The organism is Acidovorax sp. GW835-FHT14B10 (genome assembly GCF_058793725.1).
In genome coordinates this window covers 70,218-82,554 of sequence record NZ_JBXAGC010000020.1, presented here as the reverse complement: position 1 = coordinate 82,554, position 12,337 = coordinate 70,218, and the positions used below count along the sequence as shown (strand labels likewise).

The window sequence follows — 12,337 nt, the reverse complement described above, 5'->3', positions numbered from 1 at the left end:
ATGGAAGAAGGTCTGCGCTTCGCTATCCGTGAAGGCGGTCGTACCGTGGGCGCGGGCGTCGTGGCCAAGATCATTGCATAAAGCGTGTTCATAGGGGTATAGCTCAATTGGCAGAGCGTCGGTCTCCAAAACCGAAGGTTGTAGGTTCGATTCCTACTGCCCCTGCCACTTGAATGTGGTCAAAAACAAGCCCGCCAGCATTGGCGGGCTTCGGTGTCTTGGGCGATGCCGAAAATTGAAGCAGGAAAATTAAGACATGGCCACTACACAAGTTGAAACTGTCAATACGGGGGCGGACAAGGCCAAGCTCGCTGCAGTCGTGGCGTTGGTGATTGCCTCGGTGGCGGGTTTCTATTTGCTGGGCAAACAGGGGCCAATCGTTCAATGGGCTGCATTGCTGGTGGGCCTCGTTGCTGCAGCGGCTGTATTTCTGGTTTCCGAATCAGGACGTCAGTTTGTCGCCTTCGCACGAGATGCTTGGCGTGAAGTCAAAAAGGTGGTCTGGCCGACGCGCAAGGAAACACTGCAGATGACTGCTTACGTGTTTGCATTCGTCGTCATCATGGCATTGTTCTTGTGGTTGACCGACAAAACCCTTGAGTGGGTTTTGTATGACCTGATTTTGGGCTGGAGAAAATCATGACAAGCGTTGTGGATTTGACTGGGGCAGATGCCTCTGGTGCTGCGTCTTCCAATCCTGATCTGCGGTGGTACATCGTCCATGCCTATTCGGGGATGGAAAAAGCAGTCGAGCGCAACATTCTTGAGCGCATTGCGCGCTCCGGCATGGAGGGCAAGTTTGGCCGTATTCTGGTTCCCACTGAAGAAGTGGTCGAGATGAAGAACGGTCAGCGCAAAACGACAGAGCGCCGGTTGTTTCCTGGTTATGTGTTCGTCGAGATGGTCATGGATGACGATACCTGGCACCTGGTCAAACACACCAACAAGGTCACTGGATTTGTGGGTGGGGCGAAGAATCGCCCTGCTCCCATCTCGGAAGAAGAGGTGCAGAAGATCGTCAGCCAGATGCAGGAGGGCACCGAAAAGCCTCGGCACAAGGTGGAGTTCATGGTGGGTGAACTGGTTCGTGTCAAGGAAGGTCCTTTCACGGATTTCAACGGATCGGTGGAAGATGTGAATTACGAAAAGAGCCGTGTGCGCGTTTCCGTGATGATCTTCGGTCGCTCGACCCCTGTGGAACTGGAGTTTGGGCAGGTTGAAAAAACCTGATCCATGGATTTTGGGCATCACACTTTTCGGCTCGGTGTGAATGCATTTGGTGAGTCGTTAACCCCGGGGAGCCTTGTCTTGCCTCAGCAAGTCAGGCGTTATCACCCGCAAGGAGTAAAGCATGGCGAAGAAAATCGTCGGTTTTATCAAGCTGCAAGTGCCAGCTGGTAAGGCCAATCCATCCCCACCCATTGGTCCTGCGCTCGGTCAGCGCGGCCTCAACATCATGGAGTTCTGCAAGGCATTCAATGCGCAGACCCAAGGTGTCGAGCCTGGCCTGCCTCTGCCTGTGGTCATCACGGCTTTTGCAGACAAGAGCTTCACCTTCATCATCAAGACGCCGCCTGCGACGGTTTTGATCAAGAAGGCGATCAAGCTGGAAAAAGGTTCGCCAAACGCCCTGAGCACCAAGGTCGGCAAGATCACTCGCGCACAGCTCGAAGAAATTGCCAAGACCAAGTTGAAGGACATGAATGCTGCCAATGTGGACGCTGCAGTTCGCACGCTGGCTGGCTCTGCGCGCTCCATGGGCGTGACGGTGGAGGGTTTGTAAATGGCCAAGCTGACAAAGAAACAAAAGGCCCTGCAGGGCAAAGTGGACAGCACCAAGCTCTACGCTTTTGCGGAAGCCATCGCCATCGTCAAGGATGCGGCAACTGCCAAGTTCGACGAGTCGATTGATGTCGCCGTGCAATTGGGCATTGACGCAAAGAAGTCCGATCAGGTTGTGCGTGGCGCTGTCGTGCTGCCTAACGGCACCGGCAAAACCACCCGCGTGGCCGTGTTTGCCCAAGGTGCCAAGGCAGAGGAAGCCAAGGCCGCTGGCGCCGACGTGGTCGGCATGGACGATCTGGCCGCCATGGTAAAGGCTGGAGACATGCCTTTCGACGTGGTGATCGCTGCCCCTGACGCCATGCGCGTTGTGGGTACTTTGGGGCAGATCCTGGGTCCCCGTGGCCTGATGCCTAATCCCAAGGTCGGCACGGTGACACCGGATGTCGCCACGGCGGTCAAGAATGCGAAGGCTGGCCAGGTGCAATTCCGCGTCGACAAGGCTGGAATCGTGCATGGCACGATTGGTCGTCGCTCGTTCGACAACGACAAGCTGCAGGGCAACCTGGCTGCACTGATCGATGCATTGAACAAGGCCAAGCCTGCTTCGAGCAAGGGCCTGTATCTGCGCAAGGTTGCTGTTTCGTCGACGATGGGCCTGGGCGTCCGCGTGGATACCCAGTCCATCGCAGCGTAATTGCAAAAAAATCTTCAGGCCCGTCAGAAGGCCTGATGTGGTGGGCTGAAAGCGCTCTGGCGTTTTCAGGCCATCCAAGACCGTTGGTGTGCAGGATATTCGCACTTAAACCCCTGGGGGCCAACGCAGATGGCGATCCCGCTGCAGATGGAATGTTTTCCTGAACAGTTGGTCGCTGCAACAAGAGCGCGCATGAGGCCTGTGCCGAGTGCGCATTTTAAGGAGTAGACCTTGAGTCTTAATCGCAGTGAGAAAGAAGCGGTCATCAGTGAAGTGACCAGCCTCGCCGCAAAAGCTCAAACGCTTGTGATCGCGGAATACCGTGGCATCACGGTCGCCGACATGACCAAACTGCGTGTTGATGCTCGCAGCAAGGGCGTGACCCTGAGTGTTCTGAAGAACACCCTGGCTCGCCGTGCTGTGGCTGGCAGCGCATTTGACGTGGTGGCAGACCAGATGACCGGTCCGCTGATCTATGGTTTCTCCGAAGACGCTGTGGCCGCCGCCAAGGTGGTGGCCGATTTCGCGAAAACCAACGACAAGTTGGTGATTCGCGGTGGCGCTTTCGGTGGCAAAGCCCTGGATGTCAACGGCGTTAAGCAACTGGCCAACATTCCCTCCAAGGAAGTTCTGTTGGCCCAGATTTGTGGCTTGCTTATGTCCCCCATGTCGCGTACGGCCGTTGTGCTGGGCGCACTGGCGGCGAAAAAAGGCGAAGGCGCTGCCGCACCGGCCGCCGAACCTGTCGCGGCCTGATGGCCGGGCAGTTAACCAACAAAATTGTTAGGAAATCAAAATGGCATTCGATAAAGACGCATTTTTGACCGCGCTGGACAGCATGACGGTTCTGGAACTCAATGACCTGGTGAAGGCCATTGAAGAGAAGTTTGGCGTGAGCGCTGCAGCCATGGCTGCTCCTGCTGCCGCTGGTGGTGGCGCTGCTGCTGCTGCCGAAGAAAAGACGGAATTCAATGTGGTGCTGAACGAAGCTGGCGCCAACAAGGTGTCCGTCATCAAGGCAGTGCGCGAAATCACCGGCCTGGGCCTCAAGGAAGCCAAGGACCTGGTGGACGGCGCTCCCAAGAACGTCAAGGAAGGCATTGCCAAGGCCGACGCCGAAGCAGCCGTCAAGAAGCTGGTGGAAGCCGGCGCCAAGGCCGAACTCAAGTAATTCGATCTTGCTCAAGGGCTGGAGTGTTCCTCAGAGGGCCTCCAGCCTTTGGTGCTTCAGAAAGCACCCGAAAGCGACCTCCTGAAAAGGGGCTTTCGAGTGTCTTCTGACAACCCCGACAGCAGAAGACGCCTTGGTTCGGGTGATGTGCAACGCATCACCGTCCGCCATGGTTGGTAGTGGCCAACCGCCAAGCCCGTGAGGACACATCTCCTTGCGGGTCAGTCGTCGAAGACCCAGGACTCATGTCTTTGCCCGGAGATCTCATGGCCTATTCCTACACCGAACGCAAGCGAATTCGCAAAAGTTTCGGCACCCGCGACAGCGTGCTCGAAGTTCCTTACCTGCTGCAGATGCAGAAGGATGCATACACCGCTTTCCTGCAGGCTGATAAAGCACCCCAGAAAAGAACCATCGAAGGCCTTCAGGCTGCATTCGACGCTGCCTTCCCTATCGTCTCCCACAACGGTTTTGTGGAGATGAAGTTCATCGAGTACAACCTGGCGAAACCGGCTTTCGACGTGCGCGAATGCCAGACCCGGGGGTTGACCTTCGCCTCGGCCGTGCGCGCCAAGGTGCAGCTGATCATCTATGACCGCGAGTCCTCGACCTCGCAGTCCAAGGTGGTCAAGGAAGTGAAGGAGCAAGAGGTCTACATGGGTGAAGTACCGCTCATGACCGACAAGGGCTCGTTCATCATCAACGGTACCGAGCGCGTGATCGTGTCGCAGCTGCACCGTTCGCCCGGCGTGTTCTTCGAGCACGACAAGGGCAAGACCCACAGTTCGGGCAAGCTGCTGTTCTCCGCGCGCATCATCCCCTACCGTGGCTCCTGGCTGGATTTCGAGTTTGACCCGAAGGACATTCTGTACTTCCGCGTGGACCGCCGCCGCAAGATGCCGGTCACGATCTTGCTGAAGGCCATCGGCCTGAACCCCGAGTCCATCCTGGCGAACTTCTTCGTCAACGACAACTTCCGCCTGATGGACAGCGGTGCACAGATGGAATTTGTGTCCGAGCGCCTGCGTGGCGAAGTCGCACGCTTCGACATCACCGACAAGTCCGGCAAGGTGGTGGTGGCCAAGGACAAGCGCGTCACCGCCCGCCACACCCGCGAGCTGGAGCAGTCCGGCACGACGCACATCTCCGTGCCCGAGGACTTCCTGGTGGGCCGCGTGGTCGCGCGCAACATCGTTGATGCCGACACGGGTGAAATCATTGCCAAGGCCAACGACGAGCTGACCGAAGCACTGCTCAAGAAGCTGCGCAGTGCTGGCGTGCAGGACGTGCAGTGCATCTACACCAATGAACTCGACCAGGGTGCGTACATGTCGCACACCCTGCGCATCGACGAAACGGTGGACGAGTTCGCCGCGCGCGTGGCCATCTACCGCATGATGCGTCCTGGCGAGCCGCCAACGGAAGACGCCGTGCAGGCCCTGTTCCAGCGCCTGTTCTATAACCCCGACACGTACGATCTGTCGCGCGTGGGCCGCATGAAGTTCAACGCCAAGATTGGCCGCGACGAATCCACCGGCCCCATGGTGCTGTCCAACGAAGACATCCTGGCCGTGGTCAAGATCCTGGTGGACCTGCGCAATGGCAACGGCGAAGTCGATGACATCGATCACCTGGGCAACCGCCGTGTGCGTTGCGTGGGCGAACTGGCAGAGAACCAGTACCGCACCGGTTTGGCCCGTATCGAGAAGGCCGTGAAGGAGCGTCTGGGCCAGGCCGAACAGGAGCCGCTGATGCCCCACGACCTGATCAACAGCAAGCCGATCTCGGCCGCGTTGAAAGAGTTCTTCGGTGCTTCGCAGCTGTCCCAGTTCATGGACCAGACGAACCCGCTGGCGGAAATCACGCACAAGCGCCGTGTGTCTGCCCTCGGCCCAGGCGGTCTGACCCGCGAACGCGCAGGCTTCGAAGTGCGCGACGTGCACGTGACCCACTACGGCCGCGTCTGCCCTATTGAGACGCCTGAAGGCCCGAACATCGGTCTGATCAACTCGCTGGCCCTGTACGCCCGCCTGAACGAGTACGGTTTCATCGAAACCCCGTACCGCCGCGTGGTGGATGGCAAGGTCACGAACGAGATCGATTACCTGTCGGCCATCGAAGAAGGCAAGTACGTGATCGCACAGGCCAACGCCGTGCTCGACAAGGACGGCCGTCTGTCGGGTGACCTGGTGTCCGCCCGTGAAAAGGGTGAATCGATTCTGTGCGGTGCCGATCGCGTGCAGTACATGGACGTGTCGCCCGCGCAGATCGTCTCCGTGGCCGCCTCGCTGGTTCCGTTCCTGGAGCACGACGACGCGAACCGCGCGTTGATGGGCGCCAACATGTCGCGCCAGGCCGTGCCTGTGCTGCGTCCCGAGAAGCCCTTGGTGGGCACGGGGATCGAGCGTGTCGCCGCTGTGGACTCGGGTACCGTGGTCACTGCCACCCGTGGCGGTATCGTGGACTACGTCGACGCGACCCGCATCGTGGTGCGTGTGAACGACGAAGAAGCCGTGGCCGGTGAAGTGGGTGTGGACATCTACAACCTCATCAAGTACCAGCGTTCCAACCAGAACACCAACATCCACCAGCGCCCCATCGTGAAGAAGGGCGACAAGCTGGTCAAGGGCGACGTGGTGGCCGACGGCGCATCGACGGACTTTGGCGAAATCGCCATCGGCCAGAACATGCTGATCGCCTTCATGCCCTGGAACGGCTACAACTTCGAAGACTCGATTTTGATCAGCGAGCGCGTGGTGGCGGAAGACCGCTACACCTCGATCCACATCGAGGAGCTCGTGGTCATGGCCCGCGACACCAAGCTGGGCGCCGAAGAAATCACGCGCGACATCCCGAATCTGTCGGAGCAGCAACTGAACCGCCTGGACGAGTCCGGCATCATCTACGTGGGCGCCGAAGTGCAGCCTGGCGATACGCTGGTCGGCAAGGTCACGCCCAAGGGCGAAACCACCCTCACGCCCGAAGAAAAGCTCTTGCGCGCCATCTTCGGCGAGAAGGCTTCCGACGTGAAGGACACCTCGCTGCGCGTGGACCAGGGTTCGTCCGGCACCGTGATCGACGTGCAGGTGTTCACCCGCGAAGGCATCCAGCGCGACAAGCGCGCCCAGCAGATCATCGACGATGAACTCAAGCGCTTCCGCCTGGACCTGAACGACCAGCTGCGCATCGTGGAAGCCGACGCCTTCGACCGCATCGAGAAGCTGCTGACCGGCCGCGTGGCCAATGGCGGCCCGCAGAAGCTCGCCAAGGGCACCAAGATCGACAAGGCTTACCTGGCTTCCGTCGAGAAGTTCCACTGGTTCGACATCCGCCCGGCGGAAGACGAAGTGGCCACGCAGCTCGAATCGATCAAGAACTCGCTCGAACAGACACGCCACAGCTTCGATCTGGCTTTCGAAGAAAAGCGCAAGAAGCTCACGCAAGGTGACGAACTGCCTGCGGGCGTGCTCAAGATGGTCAAGGTGTACCTGGCCGTCAAGCGCCGCCTGCAACCTGGCGACAAGATGGCCGGCCGCCACGGCAACAAGGGTGTGGTCTCCAAGATCGTTCCGGTCGAAGACATGCCTTACATGGCCGACGGCACCCCTGCCGACATCGTGCTCAACCCGCTGGGCGTGCCTTCGCGGATGAACATCGGTCAGGTGCTGGAAGTCCACTTGGGCTGGGCCGGCAAGGGCATTGGCCAGCGCATTGGCGACATGCTGCAGCAGGAAGCCAAGGTGTCCGAGCTGCGCAAGTTCCTCGAAGAGGTCTACAACTCGCGTGGCCGCACGGAAGACCTGTCGCAGCTGAGCGATGACGAGCTGGTCGCCATGGCAGGGAACCTGACCAATGGCGTGCCGTATGCCACGCCGGTGTTCGATGGCGCTTCGGAAGACGAAATCAAGGCCATGCTGAAACTGGCCTATCCGGATGAGCTTGTCGAGCGCAAGGGGTTGACCCCGGAGCGCACGCAGGCCTACCTGTTCGATGGCCGCACCGGTGACCGCTTCGAGCGGCCCACGACCATTGGCTACATGCACTACCTGAAGCTGCACCACCTGGTGGACGACAAGATGCATGCCCGCTCGACCGGCCCGTACTCGCTGGTGACGCAGCAACCGCTGGGCGGCAAGGCCCAGTTCGGTGGCCAGCGTTTTGGTGAAATGGAAGTGTGGGCGCTGGAAGCCTACGGCGCCGCCTACGTGCTGCAGGAAATGCTGACCGTGAAGTCCGATGACGTGGTGGGCCGTACCAAGGTGTACGAATCCATCGTCAAGGGCGAACACGCCATCGAAGCCGGCATGCCGGAATCGTTCAACGTGCTGGTCAAGGAAATCCGTTCGCTGGGCCTGGACATCGAGCTGGAACGTTCGTGAAGCCTTGCGGGACAGACCGGCGCCGCGCCGCTCTGTCCTCAACAGATTAAAAAGGAAAGAGTCACATGAAATCGCTACTCGACCTGTTCAAGCAATTCACGCCGGACGAGCATTTCGATGCCATCCGCATCGGCATGGCTTCGCCCGAAAAGATCCGTTCGTGGTCTTTCGGCGAAGTGAAGAAACCCGAAACCATCAACTACCGCACGTTCAAGCCCGAGCGCGACGGCCTGTTCTGCGCCAAGATTTTTGGTCCCATCAAGGACTACGAATGCCTGTGCGGCAAGTACAAGCGCCTCAAGCACCGCGGCGTGATCTGCGAGAAGTGCGGCGTTGAAGTCACCCAGACCAAGGTGCGCCGCGAGCGCATGGGCCACATCGATCTGGCCGCACCCTGCGCCCACATCTGGTTCCTGAAGTCGCTGCCGTCGCGTCTGGGCCTGGTGCTCGACATGACGCTGCGCGACATCGAGCGCGTGCTGTACTTCGAAGCCTACGTGGTGACCGATCCCGGCATGACGCCGCTGAAGAAGTTCAGCATCATGTCCGAGGACGACTACGACGCCAAGCGCAAGGAATACGGCGATGAGTTCATCGCCAAGATGGGCGCCGAAGGCATCAAGGACCTGCTGGAATCCATCGACATCGACCTGTCGATCGAGCGCCTGCGCGGCGACCTGACCGGCTCCGAAGTCAAGGTCAAGAAGAATGCCAAGCGCCTGAAGGTGCTCGAAGCGTTCAAGAAGTCGGGCATCAAGCCCGAGTGGATGGTGCTCGAAGTGCTGCCCGTGCTGCCTCCGGACCTGCGTCCGCTGGTGCCCCTGGACGGTGGCCGCTTCGCCACGTCGGACCTGAACGACCTGTACCGCCGCGTCATTAACCGTAACAGCCGCCTGCGCCGCCTGCTGGAGCTCAAGGCTCCCGAGATCATCGCGCGCAACGAAAAGCGGATGCTGCAGGAAGCCGTCGATTCACTGCTGGACAACGGCCGCCGTGGCAAGGCCATGACGGGCGCCAACAAGCGTGCCCTGAAGTCGCTGGCCGACATGATCAAGGGCAAGTCGGGCCGCTTCCGCCAGAACTTGCTGGGCAAGCGCGTCGACTACTCGGGTCGTTCCGTGATCACCGTGGGCCCCACGCTCAAGCTGCACCAGTGCGGCCTGCCCAAGCTGATGGCGCTGGAACTGTTCAAGCCCTTCATCTTCTCGCGCCTCGAAGCCATGGGCATCGCGACGACGATCAAGGCCGCCAAGAAGGAAGTCGAATCCGGCACCCCCGTGGTGTGGGACATCCTGGAAGAGGTCATCAAGGAACACCCCGTGATGCTCAACCGGGCGCCTACGCTGCACCGTCTGGGTATCCAGGCCTTCGAGCCCATCCTGATCGAAGGCAAGGCCATTCAGCTGCATCCCCTCGTTTGCGCGGCCTTCAACGCCGACTTCGACGGTGACCAGATGGCTGTCCACGTGCCGCTGTCGGTGGAAGCGCAGATGGAAGCCCGCACGCTGATGCTGGCCTCCAACAATGTGCTGTTCCCTGCGTCGGGCGAACCCTCCATCGTGCCTTCGCAGGACGTGGTGCTGGGCCTGTACTACGCCACCCGCGACCGCATCAACGGCAAGGGCGAAGGCCTGGTGTTCGCCGACACCGGCGAAGTGCAGCGCGCGCTGGACGCCGGCCAGGTCGAACTGGCCGCCAGGATCACGGTGCGCATGACCGAGTGGACCAAGAACAAGGAAACCGGCGAGTTCGTGCCTTCCACCTCGCTGGTGGAAACCACGGCCGGCCGTGCGCTGCTGTCCGAAATCCTTCCCAAGGGCCTGCCGTTCTCGCACATGAACAAGGCGCTGAAGAAGAAGGAGATCTCCAAGCTCATCAACGTGTCCTTCCGCAAATGCGGTCTGAAGGAGACGGTGGTGTTCGCCGACAAGCTGCTGCAAAACGGCTTCCGCCTGGCCACGCGCGCCGGTATCTCGATTGCCATCGACGACATGCTGGTGCCGCCGCAAAAGGCCGGCATCATCGAGCGCTCCGAGAAGGAAGTCAAAGAGATCGAACAGCAGTATGTGTCCGGTCTGGTCACCTCCGGCGAGCGCTACAACAAGGTGGTGGACATCTGGGGCAAGGCCGGCGACGAAGTGTCCAAGGTGATGATGGCCCAGCTGTCCAAGCAGAAGGTCATGGACCGCCACGGCAAGGAAGTGGACCAGGAGTCCTTCAACTCCATCTACATGATGGCCGACTCCGGTGCCCGCGGCTCTGCCGCCCAGATCCGCCAGGTGGCCGGTATGCGGGGTCTGATGGCCAAGCCAGACGGCTCGATCATCGAAACGCCCATCACCGCGAACTTCCGCGAAGGTCTGAACGTGCTGGAGTACTTCATCTCCACCCACGGCGCCCGCAAGGGCCTGGCCGACACGGCGCTGAAGACCGCCAACTCGGGTTACCTGACCCGCCGTCTGGTGGACGTGACGCAGGACCTGGTCGTGACCGAAGAGGATTGCGGTACGGCCAATGGTTCGCTGATGCGCGCCATCGTCGAAGGCGGTGAAGTGATCGAATCGCTGCGCGAACGTATCCTGGGCCGCACCGCTGCCGAGGACGTGCTGCACCCCGAAACGCGTGCCGTGCTGGTGCCTGCCGGCGTGATGCTGGAAGAAGACCTCATCGAGGAAATCGAAGCCGCTGGCGTGGACGAAGTCAAGGTGCGCACCGCGCTGACCTGCGAAACCCGCTACGGCCTGTGCGCCAAGTGCTATGGCCGCGACCTGGGCCGTGGCGGTCTGATCAACCTCGGCGAAGCCGTGGGTGTGATCGCTGCCCAGTCCATCGGCGAACCCGGCACGCAGCTGACCATGCGCACGTTCCACATCGGTGGTGCCGCTTCGCGCGCCGCCATCGCGTCGAGCGTGGAGGCCAAGTCCAACGGCGTGATCGGCTTCAACGCCACGATGCGCTACGTGAGCAACACCAAGGGCGAGCTGGTGGTGATTGCGCGTTCGGGTGAAATCGTCATCCAGGACGAGCATGGCCGCGAGCGCGAGCGCCACAAGGTGCCCTACGGCGCCACGCTGACGGTGAAGGCCGACCAGACCATCAAGGCCGGCACCATCCTCGCCAACTGGGATCCGCTGACCCGCCCGATCATCACCGAGTTTGCGGGCCAGGTGAAGTTCGAGAACGTCGAGGAAGGCCTCACGGTGGCCAAGCAGGTCGACGAAGTGACCGGCCTGTCCACGCTGGTGGTGATCGATCCGAAGCGCCGCGGCGCTGCCAAGGTCGTGCGCCCGCAGGTGAAGCTGATCGATGCCCAGGGCAACGAAGTGAAGATCCCTGGCACCGACCACTCGGTGACCATCGGCTTCCAGGTCGGCGCCCTGATCCAGGTGCGCGATGGCCAGGACGTGGGCCCCGGCGAAGTGCTGGCCCGTATCCCGGTCGAAGGCCAGAAGACCCGCGACATTACCGGCGGTCTGCCCCGCGTGGCCGAGCTGTTCGAAGCCCGTACGCCCAAGGACAAGGGCACGCTGGCCGAGATGACCGGTACCGTGTCGTTCGGCAAGGAAACCAAGGGCAAGGTGCGCCTGCAGATCACCGACCCTGAAGGCCACGTTTTCGAGGAACTCGTGCCCAAGGAAAAGAACATCCTGGTGCACGAAGGCCAGGTGGTCAACAAGGGCGAGTCCATCGTGGACGGCCCGGCCGACCCGCAGGACATTCTGCGCCTGCTGGGCATCGAAGAGCTGTCGCGCTACATCGTCGATGAAGTGCAGGACGTGTACCGCTTGCAGGGTGTGAAGATCAACGACAAGCACATCGAGGTGATCGTTCGCCAGATGCTGCGTCGCGTGGTGGTCGAGAACATCGGCGAGTCCAGCTACATCGGTGGCGAGCAGGTCGAGCGCTCCGAGATCCTCAACACCAACGATGCGCTGCAGTCAGCGGGCAAGATCCCCGCGACCTACAGCAACCTGCTCCTGGGTATCACGAAGGCCTCGCTGTCGACCGATTCGTTCATCTCGGCCGCTTCCTTCCAGGAAACCACCCGCGTGCTCACCGAGGCTGCCATCATGGGCAAGCGCGACGAGCTGCGCGGCTTGAAGGAGAACGTCATCGTGGGTCGCCTGATTCCTGCCGGTACCGGTATGGCCTACCACCAGGCGCGCAAGGCCAAGGACGCCATGGACGACGCCGAGCGCCGTGCCATTGCCGAAGCGGAAGCCGCCGAAATGGAGGCCTCGGCAGAAGCCTCCGTGACGGAAGGTGCCGCTCCTGACGCGGCTGCCGACTAAGCCCCCGGGCCGTCAC

The 12,337-nt window shown here is 60.7% G+C and carries 9 protein-coding genes and 1 tRNA gene; all 10 read left to right on the top strand.

All coding sequences use genetic code 11. From position 1 onward, the window contains the following. The coding region (locus AC1Q5S_RS15660; RefSeq protein ID WP_080700483.1) for an EF-Tu C-terminal domain-related protein at window positions 1-81 on the top strand (81 nt) is incomplete at its 5' end. A gap of 11 nt (window positions 82-92) precedes the next feature. Further along, window positions 93-168: transfer RNA gene (locus tag AC1Q5S_RS15655), tRNA-Trp, on the top strand. Window positions 169-256: 88 nt separating this feature from the next. After that, complete coding sequence (gene secE / locus AC1Q5S_RS15650; protein WP_422205593.1) at window positions 257-643, top strand: preprotein translocase subunit SecE; 387 nt, start codon at window positions 257-259, stop codon at window positions 641-643. Further along, window positions 640-1,230 carry a transcription termination/antitermination protein NusG gene (gene nusG, locus AC1Q5S_RS15645; protein WP_492239064.1) on the top strand — a complete coding sequence of 197 codons (591 nt, stop codon included), beginning with the start codon at window positions 640-642 and terminating at the stop codon, window positions 1,228-1,230. Before secE ends, nusG begins: the two co-directional genes overlap by 4 nt. A gap of 121 nt (window positions 1,231-1,351) precedes the next feature. Next, window positions 1,352-1,783 (top strand): 50S ribosomal protein L11, encoded by a 432-nt coding sequence (rplK, locus tag AC1Q5S_RS15640; protein WP_092697426.1) that lies wholly within the window; start codon window positions 1,352-1,354, stop codon window positions 1,781-1,783. Beyond that, complete coding sequence (gene rplA / locus AC1Q5S_RS15635) at window positions 1,784-2,479, top strand: 50S ribosomal protein L1 (RefSeq protein WP_092697427.1); 696 nt, start codon at window positions 1,784-1,786, stop codon at window positions 2,477-2,479. Window positions 2,480-2,710: 231 nt separating this feature from the next. Beyond that, window positions 2,711-3,235, top strand: coding sequence for a 50S ribosomal protein L10 (rplJ, locus tag AC1Q5S_RS15630; protein WP_007850048.1), 525 nt, complete (start codon window positions 2,711-2,713; stop codon window positions 3,233-3,235). Window positions 3,236-3,275: 40 nt separating this feature from the next. After that, entirely contained in the window at window positions 3,276-3,650 is a 375-nt protein-coding gene (gene rplL, locus AC1Q5S_RS15625; protein ID WP_422205589.1) for a 50S ribosomal protein L7/L12, read from the top strand. Between the two features lie 266 nt (window positions 3,651-3,916). Further along, window positions 3,917-8,029, top strand: coding sequence for a DNA-directed RNA polymerase subunit beta (rpoB, locus tag AC1Q5S_RS15620; RefSeq protein ID WP_422205587.1), 4,113 nt, complete (start codon window positions 3,917-3,919; stop codon window positions 8,027-8,029). A 65-nt stretch (window positions 8,030-8,094) separates the two neighbouring features. After that, window positions 8,095-12,321, top strand: coding sequence for a DNA-directed RNA polymerase subunit beta' (gene rpoC / locus AC1Q5S_RS15615; protein ID WP_492239063.1), 4,227 nt, complete (start codon window positions 8,095-8,097; stop codon window positions 12,319-12,321). Window positions 12,322-12,337 lie beyond the last annotated feature (16 nt).

Coding starts and splice junctions, on each gene's coding strand:
- secE (WP_422205593.1), top strand. CDS start 257: ATGGCCACTACACAAGTTGAAACTGTCAATACGGGGGCGGACAAGGCC.
- nusG (WP_492239064.1), top strand. CDS start 640: ATGACAAGCGTTGTGGATTTGACTGGGGCAGATGCCTCTGGTGCTGCG.
- rplK (WP_092697426.1), top strand. CDS start 1,352: ATGGCGAAGAAAATCGTCGGTTTTATCAAGCTGCAAGTGCCAGCTGGT.
- rplA (WP_092697427.1), top strand. CDS start 1,784: ATGGCCAAGCTGACAAAGAAACAAAAGGCCCTGCAGGGCAAAGTGGAC.
- rplL (WP_422205589.1), top strand. CDS start 3,276: ATGGCATTCGATAAAGACGCATTTTTGACCGCGCTGGACAGCATGACG.
- rpoB (WP_422205587.1), top strand. CDS start 3,917: ATGGCCTATTCCTACACCGAACGCAAGCGAATTCGCAAAAGTTTCGGC.
- rpoC (WP_492239063.1), top strand. CDS start 8,095: ATGAAATCGCTACTCGACCTGTTCAAGCAATTCACGCCGGACGAGCAT.